Source organism: Ilumatobacter sp., from assembly GCF_030065885.1.
In the GTDB taxonomy this organism is placed as follows: domain Bacteria; phylum Actinomycetota; class Acidimicrobiia; order Acidimicrobiales; family Ilumatobacteraceae; genus Ilumatobacter.
Genome location: NZ_JASJCS010000007.1, coordinates 1 through 26,572, shown reverse-complemented (window position 1 = coordinate 26,572; position 26,572 = coordinate 1). Strand labels below are relative to the sequence as shown.

Annotated in this window: 27 protein-coding genes and 2 riboswitches; of the genes, 19 read left to right on the top strand and 8 right to left on the bottom strand. The window is 71.0% G+C overall.

The features are described 5' to 3' along the window. Positions 1-13 precede the first annotated feature (13 nt). A complete protein-coding gene (locus QNJ12_RS02645) occupies positions 14-1,402 on the bottom strand; it encodes a hypothetical protein (RefSeq protein ID WP_300618469.1) in 1,389 nt (462 codons plus the stop codon). A gap of 112 nt (positions 1,403-1,514) precedes the next feature. Continuing rightward, a riboswitch (TPP riboswitch) is annotated at positions 1,515-1,627 on the top strand. Here QNJ12_RS02645 and QNJ12_RS02640 point away from each other — a divergent pair. From QNJ12_RS02640 to QNJ12_RS02610, 7 genes are all read left to right on the top strand, one after another. Next, the gene (locus tag QNJ12_RS02640; protein ID WP_300618467.1) at positions 1,612-2,319 is read left to right on the top strand and encodes a thiamine diphosphokinase; all 708 of its coding nucleotides are present in this window, start codon (positions 1,612-1,614) and stop codon (positions 2,317-2,319) included. It overlaps the preceding riboswitch by 16 nt. Continuing rightward, positions 2,316-3,377 (top strand): thiamine ABC transporter substrate binding subunit, encoded by a 1,062-nt coding sequence (locus tag QNJ12_RS02635; RefSeq protein WP_300618465.1) that lies wholly within the window; start codon positions 2,316-2,318, stop codon positions 3,375-3,377. The genes QNJ12_RS02640 and QNJ12_RS02635 overlap by 4 nt, the downstream gene beginning before the upstream one ends. After that, positions 3,353-4,966 (top strand): iron ABC transporter permease, encoded by a 1,614-nt coding sequence (locus tag QNJ12_RS02630; RefSeq protein ID WP_300618463.1) that lies wholly within the window; start codon positions 3,353-3,355, stop codon positions 4,964-4,966. The genes QNJ12_RS02635 and QNJ12_RS02630 overlap by 25 nt, the downstream gene beginning before the upstream one ends. Further along, complete coding sequence (locus QNJ12_RS02625; RefSeq protein WP_300618461.1) at positions 4,950-5,576, top strand: ABC transporter ATP-binding protein; 627 nt, start codon at positions 4,950-4,952, stop codon at positions 5,574-5,576. Before QNJ12_RS02630 ends, QNJ12_RS02625 begins: the two co-directional genes overlap by 17 nt. Positions 5,577-5,585: 9 nt before the next feature. Further along, positions 5,586-6,065 (top strand): GNAT family N-acetyltransferase, encoded by a 480-nt coding sequence (locus tag QNJ12_RS02620; RefSeq protein WP_300618459.1) that lies wholly within the window; start codon positions 5,586-5,588, stop codon positions 6,063-6,065. A 23-nt stretch (positions 6,066-6,088) separates the two neighbouring features. Further along, the gene (locus QNJ12_RS02615) at positions 6,089-6,373 is read left to right on the top strand and encodes a hypothetical protein (RefSeq protein WP_300618457.1); all 285 of its coding nucleotides are present in this window, start codon (positions 6,089-6,091) and stop codon (positions 6,371-6,373) included. After that, the gene (locus tag QNJ12_RS02610) at positions 6,370-6,630 is read left to right on the top strand and encodes a hypothetical protein (protein ID WP_300618455.1); all 261 of its coding nucleotides are present in this window, start codon (positions 6,370-6,372) and stop codon (positions 6,628-6,630) included. The genes QNJ12_RS02615 and QNJ12_RS02610 overlap by 4 nt, the downstream gene beginning before the upstream one ends. A gap of 10 nt (positions 6,631-6,640) precedes the next feature. Here QNJ12_RS02610 and QNJ12_RS02605 read toward each other — a convergent pair whose 3' ends face one another. Next, positions 6,641-7,315: a maleylpyruvate isomerase family mycothiol-dependent enzyme gene (locus QNJ12_RS02605; protein WP_300618453.1), complete on the bottom strand. Its 675-nt coding sequence runs from the start codon at positions 7,313-7,315 to the stop codon at positions 6,641-6,643. 61 nt (positions 7,316-7,376) lie between these two features. On the opposite strand from QNJ12_RS02605, the gene gnd reads away from it, so the two are divergent. Both gnd and zwf read left to right on the top strand, forming a co-directional pair. Further along, entirely contained in the window at positions 7,377-8,402 is a 1,026-nt protein-coding gene (gene gnd, locus QNJ12_RS02600; RefSeq protein ID WP_367281741.1) for a phosphogluconate dehydrogenase (NAD(+)-dependent, decarboxylating), read from the top strand. Next, entirely contained in the window at positions 8,399-9,808 is a 1,410-nt protein-coding gene (gene zwf / locus QNJ12_RS02595; RefSeq protein ID WP_300618449.1) for a glucose-6-phosphate dehydrogenase, read from the top strand. The genes gnd and zwf overlap by 4 nt, the downstream gene beginning before the upstream one ends. Here zwf and QNJ12_RS02590 read toward each other — a convergent pair. Beyond that, positions 9,721-10,623, bottom strand: coding sequence for a hypothetical protein (locus QNJ12_RS02590; RefSeq protein WP_300618447.1), 903 nt, complete (start codon positions 10,621-10,623; stop codon positions 9,721-9,723). The genes zwf and QNJ12_RS02590 overlap by 88 nt on opposite strands. A 344-nt stretch (positions 10,624-10,967) precedes the next feature. On the opposite strand from QNJ12_RS02590, the gene QNJ12_RS02585 reads away from it, so the two are divergent. Together QNJ12_RS02585 and QNJ12_RS02580 are read left to right on the top strand one after the other, a co-directional pair. Beyond that, on the top strand, positions 10,968-11,477 hold the full coding sequence (locus QNJ12_RS02585) for a hypothetical protein (RefSeq protein ID WP_300618445.1): 510 nt from the start codon (positions 10,968-10,970) through the stop codon (positions 11,475-11,477). Positions 11,478-11,611: 134 nt separating this feature from the next. Further along, complete coding sequence (locus QNJ12_RS02580) at positions 11,612-12,502, top strand: hypothetical protein (protein WP_300618443.1); 891 nt, start codon at positions 11,612-11,614, stop codon at positions 12,500-12,502. A 342-nt stretch (positions 12,503-12,844) separates the two neighbouring features. Here QNJ12_RS02580 and QNJ12_RS02575 read toward each other — a convergent pair whose 3' ends face one another. From QNJ12_RS02575 to QNJ12_RS02560, 4 genes are read right to left on the bottom strand one after another with little or no spacing between them, the layout of a single operon-like run. After that, complete coding sequence (locus QNJ12_RS02575) at positions 12,845-13,738, bottom strand: phosphotransferase family protein (RefSeq protein WP_300618441.1); 894 nt, start codon at positions 13,736-13,738, stop codon at positions 12,845-12,847. Between the two features lie 29 nt (positions 13,739-13,767). Continuing rightward, the gene (locus QNJ12_RS02570) at positions 13,768-14,550 is read right to left on the bottom strand and encodes an ABC transporter ATP-binding protein (protein ID WP_300618439.1); all 783 of its coding nucleotides are present in this window, start codon (positions 14,548-14,550) and stop codon (positions 13,768-13,770) included. Continuing rightward, on the bottom strand, positions 14,547-15,599 hold the full coding sequence (locus tag QNJ12_RS02565; protein WP_300618437.1) for an iron ABC transporter permease: 1,053 nt from the start codon (positions 15,597-15,599) through the stop codon (positions 14,547-14,549). The genes QNJ12_RS02570 and QNJ12_RS02565 overlap by 4 nt, the downstream gene beginning before the upstream one ends. A 12-nt stretch (positions 15,600-15,611) precedes the next feature. Next, the gene (locus QNJ12_RS02560) at positions 15,612-16,586 is read right to left on the bottom strand and encodes an ABC transporter substrate-binding protein (protein ID WP_300618435.1); all 975 of its coding nucleotides are present in this window, start codon (positions 16,584-16,586) and stop codon (positions 15,612-15,614) included. A gap of 79 nt (positions 16,587-16,665) precedes the next feature. Continuing rightward, positions 16,666-16,802, bottom strand: a riboswitch (cobalamin riboswitch). 31 nt (positions 16,803-16,833) lie between these two features. Between QNJ12_RS02560 and cobO the strand changes: the two genes are divergently transcribed. Continuing rightward, the gene (gene cobO, locus QNJ12_RS02555) at positions 16,834-17,421 is read left to right on the top strand and encodes a cob(I)yrinic acid a,c-diamide adenosyltransferase (RefSeq protein ID WP_300618433.1); all 588 of its coding nucleotides are present in this window, start codon (positions 16,834-16,836) and stop codon (positions 17,419-17,421) included. Positions 17,422-17,613: 192 nt separating this feature from the next. Here the strand turns inward: cobO and QNJ12_RS02550 are convergent, their stop codons facing one another. Beyond that, the gene (locus tag QNJ12_RS02550; RefSeq protein WP_300618431.1) at positions 17,614-19,416 is read right to left on the bottom strand and encodes a hypothetical protein; all 1,803 of its coding nucleotides are present in this window, start codon (positions 19,414-19,416) and stop codon (positions 17,614-17,616) included. Positions 19,417-19,570: 154 nt separating this feature from the next. On the opposite strand from QNJ12_RS02550, the gene QNJ12_RS02545 reads away from it, so the two are divergent. The 7 genes from QNJ12_RS02545 (at position 19,571) to QNJ12_RS02515 (ending at position 26,021) form a co-directional block, all read left to right on the top strand. Next, a complete protein-coding gene (locus QNJ12_RS02545; RefSeq protein ID WP_300618429.1) occupies positions 19,571-19,918 on the top strand; it encodes a nuclear transport factor 2 family protein in 348 nt (115 codons plus the stop codon). A 23-nt stretch (positions 19,919-19,941) separates the two neighbouring features. Next, positions 19,942-21,033 carry a hypothetical protein gene (locus QNJ12_RS02540; RefSeq protein ID WP_300618427.1) on the top strand — a complete coding sequence of 364 codons (1,092 nt, stop codon included), beginning with the start codon at positions 19,942-19,944 and terminating at the stop codon, positions 21,031-21,033. An 11-nt stretch (positions 21,034-21,044) separates the two neighbouring features. Beyond that, a complete protein-coding gene (locus QNJ12_RS02535; protein WP_300618425.1) occupies positions 21,045-21,944 on the top strand; it encodes a DUF368 domain-containing protein in 900 nt (299 codons plus the stop codon). A gap of 51 nt (positions 21,945-21,995) precedes the next feature. Further along, complete coding sequence (locus tag QNJ12_RS02530; protein ID WP_300618423.1) at positions 21,996-23,189, top strand: TauD/TfdA family dioxygenase; 1,194 nt, start codon at positions 21,996-21,998, stop codon at positions 23,187-23,189. Then, positions 23,186-24,076: a 3-keto-5-aminohexanoate cleavage protein gene (locus QNJ12_RS02525; RefSeq protein WP_300618421.1), complete on the top strand. Its 891-nt coding sequence runs from the start codon at positions 23,186-23,188 to the stop codon at positions 24,074-24,076. The genes QNJ12_RS02530 and QNJ12_RS02525 overlap by 4 nt, the downstream gene beginning before the upstream one ends. Then, positions 24,069-25,049, top strand: a complete 981-nt coding sequence (locus tag QNJ12_RS02520) for a 3-hydroxyacyl-CoA dehydrogenase NAD-binding domain-containing protein (RefSeq protein ID WP_300618419.1) — start codon at positions 24,069-24,071, stop codon at positions 25,047-25,049. Before QNJ12_RS02525 ends, QNJ12_RS02520 begins: the two co-directional genes overlap by 8 nt. 162 nt (positions 25,050-25,211) lie before the next feature. Further along, positions 25,212-26,021 carry a hypothetical protein gene (locus tag QNJ12_RS02515; protein ID WP_300618417.1) on the top strand — a complete coding sequence of 270 codons (810 nt, stop codon included), beginning with the start codon at positions 25,212-25,214 and terminating at the stop codon, positions 26,019-26,021. The last annotated feature ends 551 nt before the right edge of the window (positions 26,022-26,572 follow it).

The window sequence follows — 26,572 nt, the reverse complement described above, 5'->3', positions numbered from 1 at the left end:
ACCGATCGGCCGGTCAGCTCTGGGCGTCGGCGGGCTCGGCGTCCTCGGGAACCACCGTGGATGCACCGTCTCCTGGCCGGATCCCGACGCTGTTCCAGGGCCGGAGCTCGTCGGCGACCGCGAACGACTCGTCGGCGACGATGTCGTACGCCATCAGGGCGCCGCCGGGCCACTGCGGGTTCTCGCCGCTCGGGAAGAACAGGTAGCGGCCGCCGGGCGACCACACGACGCTCGGCGGGAAGGTGTCGACCGCGAGCTCGCGCCGCTCGCCGGTCACGAGATCGACCAACTCGAACGCAGCCGAGGACGCACCGAACGACACAGCCGCCACCCACCGGTCGTCGGGCGAGATGCCGCTCGAGTGGGCCCCGCCCCAGAACCCGATCGACGTGGTCACGTCGTGCGCGTCGGCCGAACCGTGGTCGGGCACGATCGTGCGCTCGCCCGAGTCTCGGTCGAGGAGGCGCAGGCCACACTGGAGAGTCTCGTCGCAGTCGTGGAACAGCGCGAGGCGAGCGTTGACCGCGACGAGCTCGCCGCTCCCCAACATCTCTGCACCGGCTGCGTCGACGGAGTACACCTTGCCGGCCGCCGTGGCGAGGATGCCGCCGGCGGGGTCCACGCCCACGGCCCAGCCGGCCGTCGTCTCGATCACCGCGCCCGTGGCCTCGCCGTCGATGTCGATCTCCTCGAACCGTGAGGGCCCGTGCGGGCCGTCGCCGACACTTCGCCAGAATCGGTCGGTGCCCGGGATCCACGCCAGCTTCCAGGGGTCGCCGACGTCGACACCGCGTTCCTCGCCGTCGTCGAAGAACACGGTGACGCGCCCGGAATCCCATCGCCGGACCATGACCCAGTCGTCGCCGACCAGCACATCGGACGAACCTGCGACGGGCCGGACCAGCTGGCGGCTGCGGAGCATGCCGGTCTCGAGATCGAGCTCGTTGAGCTGTCCGTCGAAACCGAACCCGACCAGGCGCACGGTCAGACCCTCGAGGCGTTCATCGACTGCGATCTGCTGGGTGACCACCACCGGTGTCGTGGTCGTCGGCACGACGGCCTGGCTGCGCGCCACGACGGTCGTGCGATCGGGCCTGGGGAGTTGCTCGCCCGGCTGGACCAGCGTCGAAGCGGGCGAGGTCGTTGCCGGGGCGGATTCCGTGGTCATGCCCGCATCCTCGTCGCCACCGGCCCGACCCATCACCCAGCCGAGCGACGCCGCGACCACCGCCGTCACCACGGTCGCGGTGATGAGCGCGCCCCTGCCGGGGCCGCCGCCACCGGACGGTGCTGGCCGCTGCGTGGCGGCGATGTCGGGACGCGCCGATGGACCTGCGACCCCGCCGTCGCGTCCCGACGTCAGTTCGATCTCGATCGGCGTGTTCGGCGCCTGATCGTCCACACCTCAATTCGACCTCGCCGGTCGGCGAGCAGCAAGTGGCCAACGACCTTGCCGACGATCCGCAGAACCCGGACTCCGCCTCCGAGGACCGGCCGCCACCGGGTAACATCGATGACATCGACCGGGGAGCTCGCTGGATCGGCGGGCTGAGAGGGTGATCGCCATCGCCGACCCGCACACCTGATCCGGGTAATGCCGGCGGAGGAAGCATGAACGAAACCGTCATCGTGGTCACCGGGGCCGAGCCGCTCGAACCGAGCGCTGTCGCCGATCTCCCCAGGGAACGGATCGTCCTCGCCGCGGACGGCGGGCTCGACCACGCCCTCGCCGCCGGGCTGAGGCCGGCGGGTCTGGTCGGCGACCTCGACTCGGTCACACCCGATGGTCTCGCCTGGGCGGAAGGGCACGCGACGATCGAGCGGCACGACCCGAACAAGGACCAGACCGACACCGAGCTCGCACTTGCGATGGCGGCGAGCCTCGACCCGGCCCGGTTGATCCTGCTGGCGGGGGGCGGCGACCGGCTCGACCACACGGTCGCGGCGATCGGTGCGCTCGGCGCCGCGTCGCTGACCCACATCCCCGAGATCGAGGGTTGGTGGGGCGACCAGCACCTGGTCGTCCTCCACGGCCCCGGTCGAGCCGAGCTCGACCTCCCGACCGGGACCGAGTTCTCGCTGCTCGCGCTCCACGGCCCGTGCACGGGCGTGGTGGTGCACGGCGCGGCCTGGCCGCTGGACGGCATCGATCTCGAACCCGTCGTCGGGCGCGGCGTCAGCAACGTCGCGACGGACCGACCGATCACGATCGCCGTCTCCAGCGGCGTCCTGACCGTCTTCGACGACCGAACCGCCACCGGTGACACGGCCGGCGCCCCCGGCGTCGCCGACACCACGCCCGACGAGGAGCAGCCGTGAACCGCACCACGATCGCCACCGCACTGGCAGCCACCGTCGTTCTCGCCGCGTGCGGCGACGACGGCTCCGACCGCGCGAGGGCGGTGACGCTGGTCGCCTACGAGTCCTTCCCGACCGACGATCCCGACGACCCGCACCCGGTCCAGCTCGCGCTCGACGAGTTCACCGACGAGACCGGCATCGAGGTCGAGGTGCTGATCGCCGGCGACACCGGCACCATGCTCTCCAAGGCGGTGCTGACCGCCGGCAACCCGGAAGGCGACGTCATGTGGGGCGTCGACAACACGTTCCTGTCGCGCGCCCTCGAGGCCGACGTGTTCGAACCCTACGTGCCCGACGGCATCGAGCGGATTCCCAGCGAGTTCACGGATCTCGTTCCCGGTGGCGAGGCGACGCCAGTCGACTTCGGCGACGTGTGCGTCAACTACGACGTCGCGGCGCTCGACGCCGCCGGCCTCGAACCGCCCACCGACCTCGACCAGCTCGCCGATCCCGAGTACGCGGGCCGGCTGGTGGTCCAGAATCCGGCGACCTCCTCCCCCGGCCTGGCCTTCCTGCTCGCGACGGTCGCCGAGTTCGGGTCGGACTGGGAGGCCTTCTGGAGCGAGCTCGACTCGAACGGCGTCGCCGTCGTCGACGGCTGGACGCAGGCCTACTACGAGCGGTTCTCGCTGGCGGGCGGCGATCGCCCGCTCGTGGTGAGCTACGGGTCGAGTCCGCCGTTCGAGGTGCTCGCCGCGGCCGAACCCCCCGACGAGGCACCCACCGCAGTCGTCGAGGCGACGTGCTTCCGGCAGGTCGAGTTCGCCGGCGTGCTGCGGGGCACCGACGCACCCGACGAGGCGCGCCGCCTGATGGACTTCCTGATCAGCGAGCGATTCCAGCGCGAGGTGCCGCTCAACCTCTTCGTCTTCCCGGCGAACCAGGACGTCGAGCTCGACCAGGCCTTCGTCGATCACGCCACGATCGCCGCCGAACCGTTGACGGTCGACCCGGCGCTGATCGACGAGCGCCGGAGCGAGTGGATCGACCGGTGGACCGAGATCGTCGCCGGCTGAACCGACTGCCGCGGTGGTTCGTCACCGCGGTCGCCGCACCACCCGTCGTCTTCCTCGCGGTCTTCTACGCGTGGCCGTTCCTCACGCTCACGGCACGGGGCGTGTCGATCGATGCCATCAGCGACACGCTCGGCAACTCGAGAACGTGGGAGGTGGTCTGGTTCACGTTCTGGCAGGCGGTGGCGAGCACGATGCTGACGTTGCTCGCCGGCCTCGCGCCGGCCTGGGCGGTGTCGAGGTTCTCCTTCCCGGGGCGACGAGTGCTCCTCAGCGTGCTCACGGCGGTGTTCGTGCTGCCGACCGTCATCGTCGGCGCCGCGTTCGTCGCACTCCTGCCGTCGTCGCTCGACCGGAGTGTCTGGGCGATCATCGGCGCCCACGTCGTGTTCAACCTCGCGGTCGTCGTGCGAACGGTCGGCTCGGTCTGGGAGCGGTTGCCACACGACCTCGATCACGCCGCAGCGACGCTCGGCGCCAACCGGTGGGCGACCTTCCGCCACGTCTCGCTGCCGCTGATCCGCCCTGCGCTCGCCGCGGCGGCTGCGATCGTGTTCCTCTTCACGTTCACGTCGTTCGGCGTCATCCGCGTGCTGGGCACTCCCGGGCGCACCACGATCGAGGTCGAGGTCTGGCGCCGGGCGACGCAGCTCGGCGACATCGGCGGTGCTGCCGTCCTGACCCTGCTGCAGTTGCTCGCTCTCGGCGCGATGGCAGCCGGTGCGGCTGCCGTGCAGCGGCGCACCGCCCACGTCGTCGACCTGCGCGAGCCGAGCCGCCACCCGCGGCCGAGCGGTCGCCAATGGTGGACCGTCGGCGCAGCGCTCGGGCTGGCGGTCGTGATGGTCGCCGCGCCGCTGGTCGCGCTCGTCGAGCGCTCGTTCCGGATCGGAGGCGCCTACTCGACCGACGCGTGGCGCGGCCTCGGCAGCAACGAGATCCGACCCGGCCTGCGGCTCGGCGTCGATCCGGGGGACGCCCTGCTCGCCTCGGTGACCAACGCCGCCTGGGCGACCGCGTTCGCGACGGCGATCGGCACCGCCGCCGTCGTCGCGATCACGGTGCTGGGGCGGAGCGGCCGAGCGATCGACACCGGGCTGATGCTGCCGCTCGGCACGTCGGCGGTGACGATCGGATTCGGGATGCTGATCACGTTCGACACGCCGCCGGTCGACTGGCGCGCCTCATGGTGGCTCGTGCCCGTCGGCCACGCGCTGGTCGCCGTGCCGTTCGTCGTTCGCGGCGCCCTCGCAGTCGCCCGGAGCATCGACCCCGACCTCCGGGCTGCAGCAGCGACGCTCGGGGCACCCCCGATCCGCGCCTGGGCGACGGCGACGTTGCCGATGTTGCGGCGACCGCTCGCGACAGGGGGTGGCATCGCCGCGGCGATCTCGCTCGGTGAGTTCGGCGCCACGAGCTTCCTCAGCCGGTCCGGTGAGGAGACGCTCCCGATCGTCATCGAACGGCTGCTGGCGCGGACGGGCGGTGTGTTCCAGGCACAAGCGTTCGCCCTGGCGACCCTGCTCGCCGCGGCAACCGTCGCGATCGTGGTGCTCGTCGACGCAGGAGGCGACCGTGCTCGACGTTCGTGACGTCTCGATCGGCTTCGAGGACGTGCCGGTGCTCGACTCGTTCTCGATCTCGGTCGACGACGGCGAGGTGGTGGCCCTGCTCGGCCCGTCGGGCAGCGGCAAGACCACGCTGTTGCGCATCGTTGCGGGTGTGGTGCGACCCGACTGCGGGATCGTCCGGATCGGCGGGCACGACATGGCCGACGTGCCGACCCATCGGCGCCCGGTCGGGATGGTCTTCCAGGACGAGCAGCTGTTCCCGCACCTCAGCGTCGCCGGCAACGTCGGCTTCGGGCTCCGGATGCAGGGCGTCGGCCGTGACGAGCGCCGGCGCCGGGTCGATGCGATGCTCGAGCTCGTCGGGCTGTCGGGCTTCGGCGAGCGGGCGATCGACAACCTCTCGGGTGGTGAGGCGAAGCGGGTCGCGCTCGCTCGATCGCTCGCGCCGAGTCCCGACGTGCTGCTGCTCGACGAGCCGCTGACCGGCCTCGACCGCGAGCTCCACGATCGGCTCGCGGTCGACGTGTCGCAGATCCTCCGGCGTGCTGCGACGACTGCGCTCTGGGTGACGCACGACCGCGCCGAGGCCGAGGCCGTCGCCGACCGCATCGTCGAGCTCGGACCTCGGTAGCGTCGTACCGTGCTGGTGGTCGAGCTCGATGCGGTCGACACCCACCCGCTCCGGCGGTCCGTGCTGCGCGACGGCACGGACAGCGATGTCGTCGAGTTCGAGGGCGACGATCTCCCGACGACGCTCCATCTCGGCGTCCGTCACGGCGACCTCCTCCTCGCCGTGTCGACCTGGGTGGTCCGGGAGTTCGAGCCGCAACCCGGCGTACCGGCGCATCAGCTGCGCGGCATGGCGACCGAACCGCGGCACCGCGACCAGGGCCTCGCGTCGCTCCTGCTGCACGCCGGTCTCTTGCGTTGTAGCGACGCGGGCAGCCGACTGGTGTGGGCCCGCGCCCGGTCGACGGCCCTGGGCTTCTACCGCCGGCACGGCTTCGACACCGTGGGGGCGGAGTTCGTCGACGCAGCGACCGGCCTGCCGCACCGCACGATCGTGTTCGAGCTGGCATCGCACGACGCGAGGGCCGTTTCCGCTTCGCGGAACTCCTGACCCTCACTGCCCCTGAGGTCACCATGAAGCAGCAGCCGTCACATCACCCCTACTCGTCCGTGCTCCGCCAGCGTGCCGCCGAGCTCCGTTCGCTCGCCTCGGCGATCGAACGATCGGTCGTCCTGACGCTCGGCGACGCCCCCGACAACTGGTGGGGCGACACCCGGGCGCATCTCTGCGAGCGGCTGCTCGAACGCAACCTCCACCAGCTCCATCAGGCCGCCGACGATCTCCGCACGACGTCGTTCCGGTTCCGCCGGCGCGCCGAGGAGTTCGATGCCGCTCACCGAGTCCGCCACGCCGCATGAGCGGCGCTGCGGAGGTGTCGGCCGCACGCAGGCGGGTCGAGGCAGCGCGCGACGAGCTGCGCCGGCTGCGCTCGAGCGATCCGGCCGCCGCGGCCGCGGTGCGAGCCGTTCGGCTGACCGTGCGCACGCTCGAGGACTTCTGGTTGCCGGCGATCTCGCTCGCCGAGCGGGAGGCGGAGGCGCGGTCCGGTGATGCCGCCGGCGATCGAGAGGGCCGGGACGGGACGAATCGTCGAGCGGACGGTCCCGGCGGCTGAGCCGCGCGATTCAGAAGAGCCCGGCCGGGCGCACACCGTCGAGGTCGAGGCGGCCCATCATCCACCCGAGCCGCTCCGACGGTGCGAGCCGGAGCACCGCGTCGGGAAGCGGCGTCATCCCCATCGGTTGGCGGGCCGTCCAGAGCATGCCCATCAGGCGCAGATCGCGCCGGACGTAGTCGGCCGGCATGTCGCCGAGCTCGTAGCCGAGGCCGAGATCGACCCGGTGCACCTCGACCTCGCGTTGACGCAGGAGAGGGAGCTGCCCGGTCGGCCGCTCGCCGGACAGCATCCGGGAGGTGCCGTCCCAGTCGCCGTGGGTTGCCCACCGCCGCTCGAGCGCCGCCGCGCTCGTGGCGACGTCGTCGACCAGCTCCGGCCAGGGCCGGACCGCGCCCCGCTCGATGTCGGCGGTGCGGCCCTCCGGCCCGTGCGGGTACTGCGGGCATCCGTCGAGCATCGAGACGTGCCCGTCGGCGTTCCGGGCGATGTGGGTGAGCACGTGCCCGATCGACCAGCCGAGGAGCCGGGACGGCGCGGCCGGGTCGACGTCGGTCAGCTCCCGGAGGTGGCCGACCAGCGCTGCGTGCGAGGCACGGCAGGAGGCGATGTGCCCGCGTACATCGCCGGACTCGCCCTCGACCTCTGCGGCGTTCGTGCGCGCCCCGGACGATTTGCCACCCACGCGAGCGACCGTAGCCGAGGCGTGGCAGGCTGGGCCGATGCAACCCTCCCCACGATCCACCGTGCAGCTGGGCATGATCGGGCTGGGCCGGATGGGCGCCAACATGGTGCGTCGCCTCATGGCCGACGGGCACGAGTGCGTGGTCCACGACGTCAGCACCGAACCCATCGACGAGCTCGCCGGCGAGGGCGCGACACCGGCTCACACACTCGACGACCTGGTGGCGGCGCTCGAACCACCCCGTCACGTGTGGGTGATGATCCCCGCCGCCTTCGTCGGTGCGACCGTCGAGCGGCTCGCGCCGCTGCTCTCGCCCGGCGACACGATCGTCGACGGCGGCAACTCCTGGTATCGCCACGACGTCGATCGCAGCGGCCCGCTGTTGGCCGACCACGGCGTGCACTACCTCGACGTCGGCACGAGTGGCGGTGTGCACGGCCTGGAGCGCGGCTACTGCCTGATGGTCGGTGGCAAGACCGAGGCGGTCGAGCGGCTGGAACCGGTCTTCGACTCGCTCGCGCCGGGCCTCGACGCGGCCGAGCGCACGCCCGGCCGCGACGGCCCGCCCGATCCGGCCGAGCGGGGATGGCTGCACTGCGGCCCGTCGGGCGCCGGGCACTTCGTCAAGATGGTCCACAACGGCATCGAGTACGGCCTGATGGCGGCGTACGCCGAGGGCCTCAACGTGCTCGCCAAGGCCGACATCGGCGCCGAGGACCATGCCGCCGACGCCGAGACCGCGCCGCTCAGTGACGCCCGCTACTACCAGTACGACATCGACCTCGCTGCGGTCACCGAGCTGTGGCGGCGCGGCTCGGTGGTGACCAGCTGGCTGCTCGACCTCACGGCCGAGGCGCTGCTCGAGGACCCCCGCCTCGACGAGTACGCCGGCCACGTCAGCGATTCGGGCGAGGGCCGCTGGACGGTCCACGCGGCGATCGACGAGGGCGTCCCGACGCCGGTGCTCTCGGCGGCGCTGTACTCGCGGTTCGAGTCGCGCGGTCGAGCCGACGTCGCGAACAAGGTGCTCTCGGCGATGCGAGCGGGCTTCGGAGGCCACCGCGAGCGGAAGGAGTCCAGCCGATGATGCTGCTCGACAGCGAGCAACCACGCGCCGACGCGCTCGTGCTGTTCGGCGCCACGGGCGACCTGGCCAAGCGCAAGCTGTTTCCTGCGCTCTATCACCTCGAGCGCACCGGCGCGCTCGACGTGCCGGTCATCGGCGTCGCCCGCAGCGACTGGACCGACGACGCCTTCTGCCAGAACGCCCACGACGCGATCATCGCGTCCGAGCCGCACGCCGACGCGGCGGTGATGGACCCCCTGATGGAGCGGCTCGACCTCATCCAGGGCGACTACGCCGAGCAATCGACCTGGGAGGAGCTGCGCGCCACCCTCGACCGTCACGGCTCGAAGAACGCGGTGTACTACATGGCGATCCCGCCGTCGATGTTCCCCGAGGTGGCGAGGCGACTCGCCTCGGTCGACCTCAACCACCGCGGCCGCATCGTCGTCGAGAAGCCGTTCGGCCGCGACCTTCCCTCCGCGCAGGAGTTGAACGCCACCTTGGCGTCGGTCTTCCCCGAGGAGCGGATCTTCCGCATCGACCACTACCTCGGCAAGGAGAGCGTCGAGGATCTCCTGGTCTTCCGATTCTCGAACACGTTGCTCGAGCCGATCTGGAACCGCCGGTACGTCCGCAGCGTGCAGGTCACGATGTCCGAGACGATCGGCGTCGAGGGGCGCGGCTCGTTCTACGACGGCGTCGGAGCGATTCGCGACGTGCTGCAGAACCATCTCCTGCAGGTGGTGGCACTGCTCGCGATGGAGCCGCCTGCCGGCTCGGACGCCCAGTTCCTCCAGGACGAGAAGACGAAGGTGATGGCGGCGATGACGGCCATCGACCCCGCCCACCTCGTGCGCGGTCAGTACGTGGGCTATCGCGACGAGCCGGGCGTCGAAACCGACTCGTCGGTCGAGACGTTCGCTGCGGCCCGGTTGGAGATCGACTCCTGGCGGTGGGCGGGCGTCCCGTGGTACGTGCGGGTCGGCAAGGCCCTCACCGAACCGGCCACCGAGGCGGTCGTCGAGTTCCACTCACCGCCGCGCCTGCTGTTCGACGAAGCCGGCGGCCCGGCGCCGGACCGCAACCTGGTGCGGTTCCGGCTCGGCAACAGCGACGGTGTCACGTTCGCGCTGCAGGCCAAGACCCCGGGGCCGCACCTGGACAGCCAGGAGGTCGACATCTCCGTCGACTTCGCCGCCGCGCTCGGCGAGCGGTCCGAGGCGTACGAGCGTCTGCTCGGCGACGCGATCGCCGGCTCCCCGCGTCGGTTCGCACGCCAGGACGTCGTCGAGCAGACCTGGCGCGTCGTCCAGCCGGCACTCGACGAGCCCGGCCCCGTTCACCCGTACTTCCGAGGTTCCTGGGGGCCGAGCGAGGCCGACCGCCTGCTCGCAGACGGCGACCACTGGTACGACCCGAGCAGCTGACGCTCGGTCTGGGCCGCACCTGCACTACGGCAGGTCACGAGCTCGTCGACTGGTGTTCGGTCGAGCCGGAACGTGCCGACGACATCACCTGAGTCCTGGTCCCGGACCTCGACCGTCTCGGCATCGAGTCGCTCCGCCTCGGCGTCGAGGACCACGTACGCGGGACCGTCGGTGGGCCCCTCGTTGAAGACCAGTACGTGCCAGCTCGGCGGGAAGTCTGCGGCCCGGTATCGGCCGTCGAGTGGCGCCGGAACGAGCTCCTCGTCCGGCACGAAGCGTTCCTCGCCGATCGCAAGCTCCAGCGTGCACCCGGCCCAGATCTGGACCGGTGCGACGTCGCCGATCGCCAGCTCGCTCGGGGGCTCGACAACGTCGACGTCTCCCGACGACGCCTGCGGTGATCCAACCCGCCCGACGGCCGACTGGATCACCGCGACCTCACGGTAGGGCTCCTCGGCGCATCGGGCGGCGAGCTCGGCAACCTCCTCACTCGGTGTGAACTCCTCCAAAGCGTCAGGCCGGTGGTACCCGCCGCCCGCCTCGATTGCGTCGCCGACCGACAGAACCGTGTCGTCGGGCAACAGCACGGTCGCCGACTCGGGCAGCCAGCGCGTGAAGTACTCCCACAGCACCGGGTGACGAAGGCCGGCGTCCACGACATAGAGGCACTCGCCGTCGAGTTCGAGCCGACCACGAATGAGCGCTCCTTCGACCGTCACCGTCGGCAGGCGGTCTGCTGCTGAGGTGGAGCCGCCGCGCTCCCGCCAGAACATCACGGGGCCGGTGACACCACCGGTGGGATCGGCTCGCTCCATCACGACGGTGGCGGCCGACCGCCCATCGGCGGCGCTGTGCGATGTCGTCGCGTGGGGCGACCGGCGGTCCGCAGCCGTGGCACTCACGGACGGAGCCGTTGACGGCGGGTCTGCATCGCAGGCAGCGACGAGCGACGCAACGACGATGGACGCAGCGATCGACCTCATGGCCTCTTCGACGCCGCATCTGCCGGTCGCGGTTCCGGGTGGTGTGCCACTCCCCGTGACATGGTCGGGCTCCTGATCATCCTTACCGGACTCGCGTCTCGACCTTACCCATGTCCTGGGGCGGTCTCACCTGCGCGGCTCATCGTGTGGATACCACCGCAGAAAGGGAATCCACCATGAAGAAACTGCTCATCTCAGCACTGGCACTGACCGTCGGAGCCGTCCTGGCCCCCGCCGGGCTCGCCGCTGCGCAGTCCGACGAATCGACCGGTGATCCGACGGTCGAGGGACGCGGCTCGCTGGCGGCCAAGGGCACCGGCGACGTCGAGATCGACATGGGCGGCTGGATCCGCCTCCGAGCGGACGGCGACGTCATCCTCACCGACCGGGCCGGCGACATGCGCTTCGTCGTCCGCGGTGTCGACGACCGCGACGGGGCACCCGCCGAGGCCGAGGCCGACACCGAGGTGATCCTGAGCGACTTCACCGGCGGCGTGTACGTGCGCGGCAGCGACTTCTCCGTCATCGTCGACGGCGACGTCGAGCTGTTCGCCCACGGGCGCGGCCAGGCATGGCTCGAGGGCAGCGGCCTCTACAAGACCCGCTACGGCGATGTCACCGCCTGGGACGGGATGGTCGAGCTCGGCGGCAGCGACGTCGCCGAGGCCGAACCGATCGCCGCGTGATGACCCCATGATCACGGCGCGATGCCGCCGCCCGCCCGAGTGCGGCGGCATCGCCGAGGCATCGGTCGCCCATCGAACGGACGAGCTATGGTCGTCTCACACATCGGGTCGCTCATCCCGAATGTCGAGACGCCATGTGGATTCCGATCACGCTCGCCGCCGCCACCTTCCAGATCCTGCGCACCTCCCGCCAGCACGAGCTGCGCTCGGTGCTCGGCACCAACGCCGCCGGCTTCGTCCGCTACGCGTACGGGCTCCCGCTCGCGGTGCTGCTGAGCGCCGCCCTGTTCGGACTCGCCGGGCGCGACGTGCCCGATGTTCCCGGACGGTTCTGGTGGATCGTCGCCGCGGCCGGCGTCTCACAGATCGTCGCCACCGTCGCGCTGCTCCGATCGTTCAAGCTCCGCGACTTCGCGATCGGCACCGTCTACTCGAAGTCCGAGGTGCTGATCGTCGCCACGCTCGGCCTGATCGGCGTGGGGACCGGCCTCGCCCCGCTCGGCTGGCCAGGCGCCGTGCTGGTCAGCATCGGGGTCGCTGCGCTCGCTGCGAAGGGTGACCTGACCTCGCTGCTCCGACGTGCCGGGGATCCGGCGGCACTCATGGGCCTCGTCGCCGGCGCAGGCTTCGCGATCGCCGCGATCGGGATCGGTGCGGCCTCGCGCAGCCTCACCGGCGCGCCCTCGTTCGACCGGGCCGTGTTCACGCTCACGGTGCTGCTCGGTGTCCAGACGGCGATCAACCTCGCCTGGCTCGCGGCGACCGAGCCGGCCGAGATCCGCGCCGTGCTCGCCGCGCGTTGGCCGGCGACGTGGGTCGGGGTCTTCAGCCTGCTCGGCTCGATCGGGTGGGCCTGGGCGTTCACGCTCGAGAGCGCGGCCAAGGTCCGCACGCTCGGTCAGGTCGAGCTCCTGATCGCCTTCGCGCTCGCCCGGCTGCACCTCGGCGAGCGGCACACGCGCAGCGAGTACGTCGCCAGCGGGCTCGTCCTGGCCGGCGTCATCGTGGTCACCGTGGTCGGTTGACCACGACGCAGGCCCGTCTGCGGCGTCTCAGCCTCCTGGGCCGACGTCGTCTCCCGGGCCGATGTCATCCCCCGGGCCGATGTCGCCCCCTGGGCCGGGCTCCTCGGCAGGTCCGGGTTCCTCGGCGGGGCCCGGGCCGCCGTCGTCGTCGCTGCATGCCACCGGGGCGACAGCCACAAGTGCGACCGCCGTCAGCCCGATCGCCCGGCGGGCGCACTGCGCCGTGGAAGAACGAGAGGTACGCATGGGGGAACCTCCTCTCCGCCTTCGACGATACGCCTCGGGCCCCGGCGGCGAACAGGGCCTCCGGTACCCCTCCCGAATCGCGCTACGGCCGGGCGATCAGCCGAATCGCGCGACGACGGCGCGCAGTCGGTCAGCGGTCTCCGTCACGGCCTGCGCGGTGCCGTGGTGCGCGTTGTAGGCGAGGTGCGCCAGCCCGATGTGGACGACGCAGGCGAGGTGCCGGTCGCTCCCGAGCGGCAGGTCGGTCGTCTCGAGCAGCAGATCGACGTCGAGGTTCGGGTGCCACGGCGACCAGAAGTCGAACCAGGCGAGCTCGTAGAGGGGGTCGCCGTAGCAGCCGCAGCCCCAGTCGAAGATCCCGGTGATCCTGTCGCCGGCGACGTGGACGTTGCGGTTGATCAGGTCGACGTGGAGCACCGATCGCGGCACGTCGTCCCTGGCGGTCTCGTCGAGCAGCGACAAGCCCCAGCGAAAGCAGGCGGCGCCGTCCGGATGCGCTTCGACGCTCGCCAGCTGGCCCTGCTGACGCTCGTCGTCGCCGTCCTCGGCGACCGACAGCAGGAACGACCGCCAGCCGCCGAACTCGCCGGTCCCGGCAGGCGTCCAGCCGCCCCACCCTTCGGGTGGCTCGATCGTGCGCATCGCCGCCAACGCGCCGGCGACTGCCGGCACCAGGCGACGCCACTGGTCGGTCGGGACGTCTTCGAGCGCTCGGCCGTCGGCCCGGTCGGAGATCGCGTACCAGCCGCGGGGCGCCTCGCCGACGGCGTGGACCCGAGGAATCGGCAGGCCGGGACGAGCGAACCGCGCCGCGAACCGGTCGCACTCGAAATCGTCGCGGTGCCGGCCGAACCGCACGACGAGCCGTGCGCCGTCGTGCTCGAACCCGAAGCAGCGCGACCACATGCCCGCCCCGGCCGGCTCGGCGACGATCGGCTCGTCGAACAGCTCGCCGAGGAACCGGCTCGCGGCGGCCACGTCGACGTCCACGGCTCCACGGTACGGCCCGCGGACGGCGGTCAGGCGAGGGTTTCTCGGCGCGGGATGACGACCACGGTGCCGTCGGGTTCGTGGTGCACCGTGACCCGGACGCCGTAGAACTCGGCGAGCGTCTCGGGCCGCAGCACGTCGACGGGATCGCCGCTCGCGACCACGCTCCCCTCGTACAGCAGCGCCAGGCGGTCGCTGTACATCCCGGCGAGGGTGAGGTCGTGCATGGCAGAGATGACCGTCAGCCCATGGTCGTCGCGCAGGCGGGCGACGAGCTCGAGCGACTGCTGCTGATGGCCGATGTCGAGGGCGCTGGTCGGCTCGTCGAGCAGCAGGATCGGGGCCTCGGTGGCGAGCGCCCGGGCGAGCAGCAGGCGCTGCCGCTCACCGCCGCTGAGCTCGCCCAACCGCCGGTCTGCGAACTCACTCAATGCCAGCCGCTCGAGCACTCCGTGCACCATGGCCCGGTCGTGGCGGCTCTCGGTCCCGAAGTAGCCGACGTACGGCGCGCGGCCGAGAAGCGCGTACTCGAAGCCGGTCATGTCCGCGGGCATCAACGGGTCCTGCGGCACGTAGGCGACGAGCGCCGCGCGCCGCGAGCGCGAGCGAAGGGACAACGATGCTCCGTCGACGAGTACGTCGCCGGCGGACGGGCCGATCCCGACCGCCGACTTGAGCAGCGACGACTTCCCGGCCCCGTTCGGCCCGATCAGGCCGAGCCATTCGCCGGACCGGACCACGTCGTCGAACGGCTGGACCGCGACGCGCTTGCCGTACGTCACCGACAGGCCGCGGAACTCGATCGAGCTCATCGGGTCAGATCCCTGGTCCGCAGGAGCACGATGAAGAACGGTGCCCCGACGAACGCCGTCACGACGCCGATCGGGAGCTCGGCCGGCGCGGTCAACATCCGGCCGGGGATGTCGGCGATGATGAGGAACGCGGCGCCGAACGCGATCGTCAGGGGCAGCAGGCGCCGGTATCCCGCGCCGGCGATCAGCCGCACGATGTGCGGCACGACCAGACCGACGAAGCCGATGAGACCGCTCACCGCCACGACCGCCGCCGTGCCGAGCGTCGCTGCGATCACGACGATCAGGCGCACGCGGGTGACCGGCACGCCGAGCGTGATGGCCTCGTCGTCGCCCACCCGCAGCAGGTCGAGGTGGCGGCGGTGCAGGAACAGCACGACGCAGCTGATCGTGACGTACGGCAGCACGAGCCGGACGTCCGCCCACGTCGCCGTCGACACGCGGCCGAGGATCCAGTTGTAGACCTCACGGACGACTTCGGTGTTGCGCTGCAGCACGAACGTCTGCACGGCGGTGAGCAACGAGACCATCGCCACACCCGCCAACACCAGGGTCGCCGTCGAACGCAGCCCACCGAACGACGCCCCGACGAGGTAGGTCACCGCGACGGCGCCGAGCGCGAACACGAAGGCAACCGCAGGGACCGGATCGATCGGCCATCCCGAGCCGACGTCGCCCCACGTGGCGATCATCAGGGTCGCGCCGAGCCCTGCACCGGCGGCGGCACCGAGGAGGTACGGGTCGACGAGCGGGTTGCGGAACACGCCCTGGTAGCTCGCACCGCCCACCGACAGCATGGCGCCGACCAGGCCGGCCAGCACGACGCGCGGCATCCGGATGTCCCAGATGATCGACCACTCGCGATCGGACACGCCGCTGTCGATCGAGATCAGCGGGAGGTGATCGAGCAGGGCCAGCGGCACCCGCCACCACGTCGGCCCCGCCGGTCCGATCATTGCGCCGAGGAGCACCGCTGCAACCGTGACGAGCGCCGCGGTCACGTACCAGCCGGCTCCCCGCCTCCGCTCGCGGCGCTGCTCGTCGTGCACGGCGCTGCCTGCTCAGCCCTCGGCGACGACACCGACCGCGTCGCCGGCGGCCTGCAGGTAGTCGACGATGCGCGGCCCCCAGCGGGAGGCGATGTCGTCGTCCATCTCGATGACGCCGCCGTTCGCGAGTGCATCGATCGCGTCCCACCCCGGTCGCTCGGCGACCGTGTCGGCCGTCTCGCCGCAGTACTTGGTGCACGCGAGGAAGATCAGGTCGGGATTCGAGTCGATGACGAACTCGGCGCTCAGCTGCGGGTAGAAGCCCAGGTCCTCGCCGGAGAGGTCGACGATGTTCACCAGCCCCATCTCGTCGTAGACCGCCCCGATGAACGTCTCGGACGAGACCGTGAAGAACGTGCTGTCGAGCTCGTGGTAGTAGGTGAGCGGCTCGTCGAGCGCCGGCAGGCCGGCGATCACCGCGTCGACCTCGCTCTGCATCTGCCCGACCAGCTCGGCAGCCTCGTCGGCGCGGCCCGTCGCGGCGCCGAGCTGCTCGATCTGGTCGTACACGTCGTCGAACGTGCTGGCGGCGGGTCCCTCCCAGCGGTCGATGCCGAGCGTGTCGAGCTGTCCGAGCAGGTCCGGGTTGGTGCCGTCGGTGACGACGAGGTCCGGCTCGAGCCCGGCGATCGCCTCGACGTTCGGTTCGAAGCCGCTGAGCCCCTGCATCTTCGCCGCCGCCTCGGGCGGGTAGTTCGAGAAGTCGTCGACGGCGAGCACCTGGTCGCCGGCACCGATCGCGTAGAGCATCTCGGTCGCCGTCGGCGACAGCGAGATGATCGTGCTCGGCGCATCACGCGCCGGCTGCTCGTCGGCGGGCGCCTCGTCGGGTGTGGCCGCCTCGTCGGTGTCCTCGACGGGTTCGTCTGCGACGACGGCGGGCTGGGTGGTGGCGGACGCGGCCGCCTCGTCGGTGGCGTCGTCGCCGCACGCGGCGGCGAGCAGTCCGGCCGCCAGCAGGCCGGCGAACAGCGGGAGTCTGCGCATGGATGTCTCCTCCACGGGTGGGAGGACAAGTGGGTCGTTCGGCCGGACACCGGCCTGCGAACCGCCCTTGCCTCGAGGGTCTGGGTTTCGCGCGCGGAGCGGGTCGACCGGGCTCGTCCAGACCGAATCTGGAACCACCGTTGCGGGACAGCGCCGGGATCTCACCGGACTTCGCACCGAACCGTGCGGTCGCAGACTCTACACGGTCGCCTGGGTTCGCCGACAGTCCAATAGGCTGCGCCGCCTGATGAGCGACGACGCGACGACACCCACGACCGAGGCACTCACCGACGACCCGCGACCCGACGGTCTGCGCTCGGCCGACTCGCTCGTGCTGGTCAACACCGGCAACGGCAAGGGCAAGAGCTCAGCGGCGTTCGGCGTCATGATCCGGGCGCTCGCTGCCGACTGGAACGTCGCCGTCGCACAGTTCATCAAGTCGAGCGAGTGGAAGGTCGGCGAGGAGGCGATCGGACGGAAGCTCGGCGTCGACTGGCACGCGTTCGGCGACGGGTTCACGTGGGACTCCGACAACCTCGACGACGACCGGGCGCATGCGCGGGAGGGCTGGACCGCAGCGAAGCGCTTGATCGAGGCCGGCGAGCACGATCTGGTGATCCTCGACGAGCTCACCTACCTCTGCACCTGGGGTTGGATCGACCAGCAGGACGTCGTCGACACGATCACCAGCCGGCCGCGCCATGTCAACGTCATCGTCACGGGCCGCGACGCTCCCGCGGAGATCGTCGCCATCGCCGACACGGTCACCGAGATGACCGAGGTGAAGCACGCCTACCAGCAGGGGATCCGCGCCAAGCGCGGCATCGACTACTGATCGCCGCCAACGTTGCCCTCCCCTGGCTTCACCGCAGCGGTCAGGGCGGGACGCAGGGTCGTGACGTGACCGGGTAGCCGACCGCACGCTCGGGCGGCGGCGTCGAGTTGCGGCATCCGGGCGCGACGACGGGAGGACGGCTGCAAGGCCGTCCTCCCGTCCCGCCGGTTCCCGCCAGGGGTGGGGTGTGGATCAGTCGTGCACGACGAACGACACGACGGCGCTGAAGTGCACGTAGTCGGGGTCACGGGTGCCGAACACCGAGCTGCCGAGGGCGGCGCAGCGGGCACCGGCGCCGGCGTCGACGCCGAACTGGCTGCAGGGCGGGAACGCCTCGATCTGCTCCAGGCTGACCGGGCCGCCGTGGTGGGCGACGTTGGTCTTCATGTCGCAGTCGGCCACGTAGCTCGGCTCGACGCCGGGGCCCCAGCCGTAGCTGCACCACTCGATCAGGCCGTCCCAGTCACGCTCGTGGGCACCGATCGTGGGATTCGGGATCGACTCGGCCGTCGGGTCGAACCGGAACCACTTGGCGTTGCTACCGTCGATCGAGACCTTGCCGGGGTGCATCTTCTGCTCGCTGCGGCCGCCGATGCCGGTGCCGTCGAAGCCCCAGCTGAACCGGATCTCACCGCGGTTGCTGTCGCCCTCGTCGCCGTCGTGGGTGACCGTGATCTCCTCGAACGTGACGAGCACGTCGACCTGCGGCTCGGCGCCGGTCTGGAACGTGCCGACCCGGTAGTGGTCACCGTGGTCGTCGTGGGCCCGGGCGACCACGTGGTAGAGCGTGGCGTACTCGAGGTCCTTCACGTCGAAGGTGGTGCTGGTCGACGGGGTGTCGCTCTCGTGGACCGGGTCGTACGCCGGCTTGGCGTCGGGGTCGTCGACCCAGGTCGGCTCGAACGTCGACAACCACACCTGCAGCGCGGCGGGGGTGTTGGTCTTCACGTGAACCTCGACGTCGTTGGGTGCGCCGTCGATCTCGACGGTGCCCTCGGTGATGCAGGCGAGCGCGCAGCCCTTCGCGTTGCTGGCGAATCCGTCGATGATCGCCACGGTCGTGAACTGGTGCTCGTACACCTTCGAGTGACCGTCCTGGTCGATGGCGATCAGGGTCAGGTCGTAGGTCGTGTCGGGCTGGAGTGGCCCGAGCGTGGTCGACCACTCGGTGTCGTAGCCGGGGTTGTTGAAGTGCTTGCCCCAGTCGCCGTACGTCTCGTTGACCTCGACCTCGAAGTGCACGGGCACCGTCGTCGTGGCGTCGAGCTGGACGTTCGGGTTCACCGGGTTCGAGCTGAGCAGTGCGGTCGTGACGCACTCGAGCTGGCAGCCGGAGTAGCCGCTCGAGAAGTCACCGAGGTACCCCGGGATCGCCACGACCTGGAAGTCGGTTCCGACGTTCCAGGGCGTCGGGTCGACCGGGGCGGCGTAATCGTCGATCGGTCCGGGGCCCGGGTCCATCGGCAGCGTGACCAGGTCGACCGGGCCCGGAATCGGCGGAAGGGGCGGCGGTGGCTTCGGCACCGAGGCGAGCTCGATGAGGTCACTCGGCGGAGGAGGCGGCGGGGGTGGCGGCGGGTCGGTCGTGCCCTCCTCGCCGTCGACGACGCCCGGCTCGCCCGGTGCGGGCCGCTCGGGGTCGGCGGGCTCGGTGTCCGGGTTCGACGGCTCCGACGCGGTGGACGGCGTCGCCGAGGCACCATCCTTCGCAGCCGGCGCAGCATCCGTCGCGCCGGGCGCCGCCGTCGGAGCTGCCTCCCCGGCGGTCGCCGATGCAGCCGGCGTCGTTGCGGCGGTCGTCGCAGCGGGGGTGGTGGCCACCGGTTCGGTCGGTGCCGGGGCCGTCGGTCCGTCCGGTGTGGGGCTCGGCGCGGCCGAGGCAGGCGACGAGCTGGTCGTCGACCCGGACGAGCCGGCGGCGACGATGCCGACCGTGCCGATCGCCCCGGCGATGGCGGTGGCAGCGATGACGTTGAAGCGGCGGCTGGTGAACATGGTGGATCCTCCTGGTCTGGTGTCGTGTCGGACACCGGCCAAGAGCACGCCGCCGGCGCGATCTCGCAGAAAGTTCGCGAAGTCGTCCACGCCCGTGCCGTGCCCCGTCGCTCCGCTCCGTGTCGGCGGGACCACCCCGGCCTACGCTGACGCCGTGAGCACCGGTCGGGACTTCCTGGATCGCTACTACCAGCTCCTCGGGGCCGGCGACATCGACGGCGTCGTGGCGATGTACGAACCGGGCGCCGAGATCGTGAGGTACGACGGTGTCGCCGGTACTCCCGACGAGATCGGCGGGTACTTCCGGACCTTCCTCGCCCAGCACCCGGGGTTCGCGCTGCGATCGGTCGACCAGCTGCGAGAACACGACGACGTGTTGATGTGGGACGCCCTCGTCGACACCGACAACGGCCTGCTGCAGACCGTCCACGTGGTGACGCTCGGCGAGCACGGCCTCATCCGCCGGCACATCCCCGGCATGCGCGGCTACTGGGGGCGATGACCAGCGGGCGGTAGGTTGCCGCCATGATCGCGGACGTCCACGTCGTCGTGCCGACCCACGAGTTCGACGCCGACCTCGACGCGCTGACCGGTGAGCTGGGCTTCCGCATCGACGCCATCTTCCCGGCCGACTCGCCCTCGACTGCCGTGATCTCGGCACACGGGACGCGACTGCGACTCGAGCGGCGCGTCGCCGACGTGCGCGTCGACCCGCTCATGATCCACGTGCTGACCGATGACCGAGCGGGAGGCGTCTCGCTGCCCGGCGGCACGCAGATCGAGTTCAGGCCGGCGACGACGACCGTCACTCTGCCCGAGAACCGTCCGTCCCTCACGATCTCCCGCAACGACGGCGAGTCCGGCGTCGGTCGCGCCGGGATGCGCTACCGGGATCTGATCCCCGATCGGTGGGGCGGCCGCTTCATCGCGTCGCACATCACGATCCCCGAAGCCGGCCCCGTGCCCGACTACGTCCACTTCCACAAGATCCGGTTCCAGTTGATCTTCGTGAAGGCCGGGTGGGTGAAGGTCGTGTACGAGGACCAGGGCGAGCCGTTCGTGATGCATGCGGGCGACTGCGTGCTGCAGCCGCCCGAGATCCGTCATCGCGTGCTCGAGAGCTCGGCCGGCCTCGAGGTGATCGAGATCGGGTGTCCGGCCGAACACGAGACGATCGCCGACTGGTCCCTGCCGCTCCCGAACGACCGCGTCGACGCCGGGCGAGACTTCGGCGGTCAGCGCTTCGTGCGGCACATCGCGGCCGATGCGAGCTACCACCCGTGGCGCCTCGACGGCTGGGAGGCGCGCGACACCGGCATCGGCGATGCCACCGCCGGGCTGGCGGGCGCGCGGGTGGCACGACCGGCGGCGGCAGGCGACGGCCCCAGGGGCACGGGCGGGAAGATCGTCCACGACGCCGAGCTCACGTTCCTCGTCGTCCTGCGGGGTTCGCTCGGCGTCGAGACCGACCGTGCCGATGGGACCGTGCTCGGTCACGGCGACAGCGTGGCGATTCCCGGGGGCGTCGCCTACCGCCTCGCCGACGCAACTGCCGACTGCGAGCTGCTCGACGTCACCCTCCCTGCTGCCCCGACGGTGAGCGCGTCGGGCCGGTAGCCTCGCCGACCGTGCCGCTGACCACCCCCGCCTCCCAGGTCGCGCGCGGGTTCGCCATGGGCGCGGCCGACATCGTGCCTGGCGTGTCCGGCGGCACCGTTGCGCTCGTGCTCGGCATCTACGAGCGACTGATCCGCAACGTGCATGCCGGCGCCCATGCGCTCAAGGAGCTGACCAGGGGCCGCACCAGCGAGTTCGTGCCCAGCTTGCGCAAGGTCGAGTGGGTGTGGCTGATCTCCCTCCTCGTCGGCGTCCTGGCGGCGATCGCGGTCCTGTCGTCGGTCATCGAGGACCTGCTCCACGACCACCCCGTACGCATGGCCGGCCTGTTCTTCGGCCTGGTAGCCGGCTCGGTCATCGTCGCCTGGCGCCTGATCAAGATGGTCACCGCCCCCGAGCTCGCGATGATGACGGGCGTCGGGCTGGTGCTGTTCCTGATCCTCGGTCTTCGCGAGGAGACCGAGGCCGCCGGCGAGGAGATCGTCACCGAGCCGTGGTGGGTCTTCCTGCTCGCCGGCGCGCTCGCCATCTGCGCCATGATCCTGCCGGGCATCTCCGGCTCGTTCATCCTCGTCATGATCGGCATGTACACCGAGGTCCTCGGGGCGGTCAACGACCGGGACCTGCTCCCGCTCGTCGCCACGGCGATCGGCTGCATCGTGGGTCTGGCGTTGTTCTCCACCGTCCTCAACTGGCTGCTCGAGCACCACCACGATCTCGTCATCGCAGCGATGATCGGTCTGATGCTCGGCTCGCTCCGGGTGCTCTGGCCGTGGCCGAACGGCACCAACACGACCGAGCTCGGCAGTCCGGCCGACGACGTGGCGATCCCGGTGCTGATCGCGGTCGCGGCGTTCGTCGTCGTCCTCGCGGTCGAGGTCGTTGCGACGCGATCTCAGCGACGCGGCTGAGCTACGGTTCCGCCTGCCCGGGTGGACCAGCCGCCCGGCCGAGGGGGGCCGGTGAACGCACCCGAGCGGCGACCGCTGACACCTGATTTCCACGAGCACGACTGGCGGCCACCGGCGTCGGTGTCGGTCGACGACGGGTTCGTCACCATGACATGGGACGACGGAGCACGGCTCGATGCGTACTCGCTGTGGCTGGCCGAGAACGCCGAGGGCTTCGGGCTCGAGCCGAGCAGCCGCGAGTCGATGCTCGAGCCGCGCGATCTTCCCCAGCCCGGCGACCTGGTCGACGCGGCCATCGGTCCCGACGGCGCGGTCGAGCTCCGCTGGGCCGATGGTCGCACGAACCGCGTGCACCCGGGCTGGCTCCGGTTCGTCGCCGACGGCCGCCACGCCCCGGCCGGCGGCCTGCCCGACCCCGTCCCCTGGACGACCGGCGATCTCGACGCGCCGCCGACGCTGGACGGCACGAACGTCTTGCACGACGACGACGCGATGATGCAGTTCTTGATCGAGGTCACGCGGTCGGGGTTGTGCCGCCTCGTCGACACGCCGACGTCGCCCGACTTCGTCGGCCGCCTCGCATCGGCGATCGGCCCGATCCGCGAGACCAACTTCGGGCCCGTCTGGAGCGTCGAATCGAAGGTCGAGCCCGACTCGACGGCCAACACCGGCCTCGATCTCGGACAGCACACCGACCTCCCGACGCGGGAGGTCCCGCCGGGGTTCCAGTTCCTGCACTGCCTCGAGAACACGGTGGCCGGCGGCGCCTCGCGCATGTCGGACGGCTGGTCGGTGTCCGAGGCGATCCGCCGCGAGCATCCCGAGGCGTACTCGGCGCTCACCGAGCTCGACTGGGCCTTCATGAACCGGTCACCCGATGCCGAGCACCGGTGGATCGGCCCGATCATCGACCGGGGGTCGCGGCATCAGCCGCTGACGCTGCGGGCGTTCTACCCGGTGCGCACCGCACCGCACATGGACCGCGCCGACATCCCCCGCGCCTACGAGGCGCTGAGGGTGTTCGCCGAGATGGCCCGCGACCAGCGGTTCCAGCTCGAGTACCAGTTCGCGCCCGGCGATCTGGTGGCCTTCGACAACCGGCGGATCCTGCACGGCCGCAACGGGTTCGACGGTGCCGGCGTTCGTCATCTGCGTGGCTGCTACCTCGACCACGACGACCTGTACTCGCGGCTCCGCGTGCTCGCACGTCGCCATCCGACCACTCAGCGGGAGGTCCCGACATGACGTCGGTCTTCATCACCTGCGCCGTCACCGGCAGCGGCGACACGGTCGGCAAGTCCGACAAGGTGCCGTTCACGCCCGAGCAGATCGCCGCCGATTGCCTCGATGCGGCTCGCGCCGGCGCGGCGATCGTGCACATCCACGTTCGCGACCCGATCACCGGCGCACCGGCGCGTGAGCCCGACCTCTACGCCGAGGTCGTCGAACGCGTCCGGGCGTCCGACGTCGACGTCGTCATCAACCTCACGGCCGGCATGGGCGGCGACCTCACGTTCGGGTCGGCAGAGCGACCGCTCCCCGTCGACGAGGCCGGCACCGACCTCGCCGGTGCGACCGAGCGCCTCGAGCACGTCCGCCGGCTCGAGCCCGAGATCTGCACGCTCGACTGCGGCACGATGAACTTCGGTGAGGGCGACTACATCATGACCAACAGCACCGCCACGCTGCACGAGATGGCCCGCCAGATCCAAGGGCTCGGTGTCCGGCCGGAGATCGAGGCGTTCGACACCGGCCATCTGTGGCAGGCGAAGTCGCTGGCCGCGCAAGGGCTGATCGACGAGCCGGCGATGGTGCAGCTGTGCATGGGCGTGCCGTGGGGCGCTCCGCCCGACCTCAACACGTTCATGGCGATGGTCAACAACGTCCCGGATTCGTGGACCTGGAGTGCGTTCTCGCTGGGTCGCCGTCAGATGGAGTACGTCGCGCTCGCCGCCATCGCCGGCGGCAACGTCCGTGTCGGACTGGAGGACAACCTCTATCTCGGGCGCGGCACGCTGGCCAGCAACGCCGACCTTGTCGGTCGGGCCGTCGAGGTGCTCACCGGCATCGGCGTCGGCGTGAAGGGCCCGGCCGAGGTACGCGACGAGCTGCAGCTGACACGACGTGGCTGAGATCGCACGGGCCGCGGCGATCGGCTGCGGCGTGATCGGTGCCGGCTGGGTCGCGCGGCTGCGACTGGCGGGCGTCGACGTCGCTACCTACGACCCGGCGAACGACGCGGACGAGGTGTTGGTCGAGGTCTTCGACAACGCGCGGCGGGCCTGGCGGCAGCTCGAGCTCGAACCGCCGATCGGACTCATCGGATCGATGACGCGATGCGACTCGATCGAGGCGGCGTGCGATGGCGCCGGCGTCGTGATCGAGAGCGTGCCCGAACGGTTGGAGCTCAAGCACGCCACGCTGGCGGGCGTCGATGCGGCCGCCGATCCCGAGGCGATCATCGCCTCGTCGACGTCGGGCTTCCGACCCTCGGTGCTGGCCGAACCGCTGGCCCACGCCGAGCGACTGATCGTCGGCCACCCGTTCAATCCGGTGTACCTCCTGCCGCTCGTCGAGGTCGTCGGCGGTGAATCGACGTCACCCGAGGTGATCGACCGGGCGATGCGGCTGTACCGATCGATCGGCATGCACCCGCTCCACGTCCGCACCGAGATCGATGCCCACGTCGCCGACCGGCTGCTGGAGGCGGTCTGGCGAGAAGCGCTCTGGCTCGTGCACGACGGCGTCGCGACCACCGCGGAGATCGACGACGCGATCCGATTCGGCTTCGGCCTCCGCTGGGCCCAGATGGGGCTCTTCGACACGTACCGCATCGCCGGCGGGCTCGGCGGGATGCGCCACTTCATCGCCCAGTTCGGCGAGGCGTTGAGCTGGCCGTGGACCAAGCTGATGGACGTCCCCGAGCTCACCGACGAGCTGATCGACACGATCGCCTCGCAGTCCGACGAGCAGAGCGGCCACATCGGCATCCGCGAGCTCGAACGCATCCGAGACCGCAACCTCGCGGCGATCCTGCGGGCGCTCGAGTCCACGAACTGGGGTGCCGGCCGCACGGTCGCATCGATGCGGTCGGAGCTGCCCTGAGGCGAGCGCACGCAGCGGCGCGGCTCGCGCCCGAGCGTCCGTGCGGCGACGATCGGGACGCTCCGAGCCGGGTGGGTGGACCATGCCGTCCTGGTGGCGCCATGGCCGCAGCGGCGGACGTTCCTCACCGATGAACCGGCGACCATGACCGAGAGATGACCCATGACACGGCAGCGGCTCCAGCTCCAGGACGCAGACCTCGCTCTGCTCGCCGACGTCCTCGAGGCCGATGCCGCGGTACTCCGGACGGATCTCGAGCGCCGGCCGTGGCACGCATGCGATGTCCTGCGCAACCCTGGAGTCGTCGCAGCGGTGCTGCACGACGACGGGGAACGACTCGTCGTCTCACCCGCTCTCTTCTTCGCGATCCTCGTCCATCATGCGGCCGACCAGCTGGCGACGAGCACCTGGGTGGACGACTGGGTCGGGCCGGGTCAGCGGCTCCCGGTCTTCGACGTCGAGCCGTTGCTCGAATTCGCCGACGCCCCCGGACGGCTGCTGTTCGCGGCCCGGCTGCTCGTCGGCTTCGCCGCGCCGCCGGACCTTCCCGTGCCGGTCGACGCGGGCGACCTCGACGAGATGGTCGACTGGCTCGACGCAGTCGAGCCGGCCGACCGGGTCGTGTTGCTGAGACAGCTCGGCGATCTCGCGCTGTTCCGCGCCGGTGTCTTCCCCGACCGGAACGGGCCGTGCGCGATGTCGGTCGCCCAGGCCGAGCACCTCGGCGGATCGGTCGGGCTGTCCGACGACGAGCTCGACCATCTCGTCGACCACCTCTCGGCCTCGCCCGGCCTGGATGCGCTCGAGATGCTCAGCTCCGCCTGGTACCGCGCCGCGGCCGAGCACTCGGCGACGACACCGCCATTGCTCCGCGACGTCGCCAATCGCATCCGTGCTGCCCGACGATTCCTGAACTACGTCGCCGACAACCACCTCCATCCCACGCCTCGCACGTGGGCCCTGGGCGTCTGAGCGCGGCGGCACCCGGCCGGCCCAGCCGGCCTGACGGACGGCTCGGTGAGCGGATCTCGACAACTGGGGACGAGCGCTCCTGGCGAGCCGACGGCATTCGTGATTCGGTCGAGCTGCACGCGTCGGGAGCGTTGCCATGTCGACGATCCGGCCGGTCGAGGCGAAGGCCGCAACGGTCGCACCGCCGAGGGAAGGCGAGCGGCTGGTGTTCGTCGACGTGCTGCCGGCGCTCGTCAAGTTCGGCGTCGTCACCTCGTTGGCCGTCCCCCTCGCGTTCGGGTTCGGTCACTGGTCGCGCAAGGTGCCGGGCTGGAGGGGGGTGTTGGGCGTGCCCCCGGAGCCAAGCGCCGCCAGCGCGGCTCGTTCTCGGCGTCGGCTCCTCAGCCGCGAGGTCGCTACCGTTCCGGCGCATGGGGTGTCGATCGGAGTCGCGCGACGTGATCATCGGACACGATCGGCGACGTTCGATCGCGAGCGAGGGGACGCGCGATGCCTGAAACGACGACCGATACGGCGGAGCGAGTCGCGTTCCGCACCTGCCCGCTCTGCGA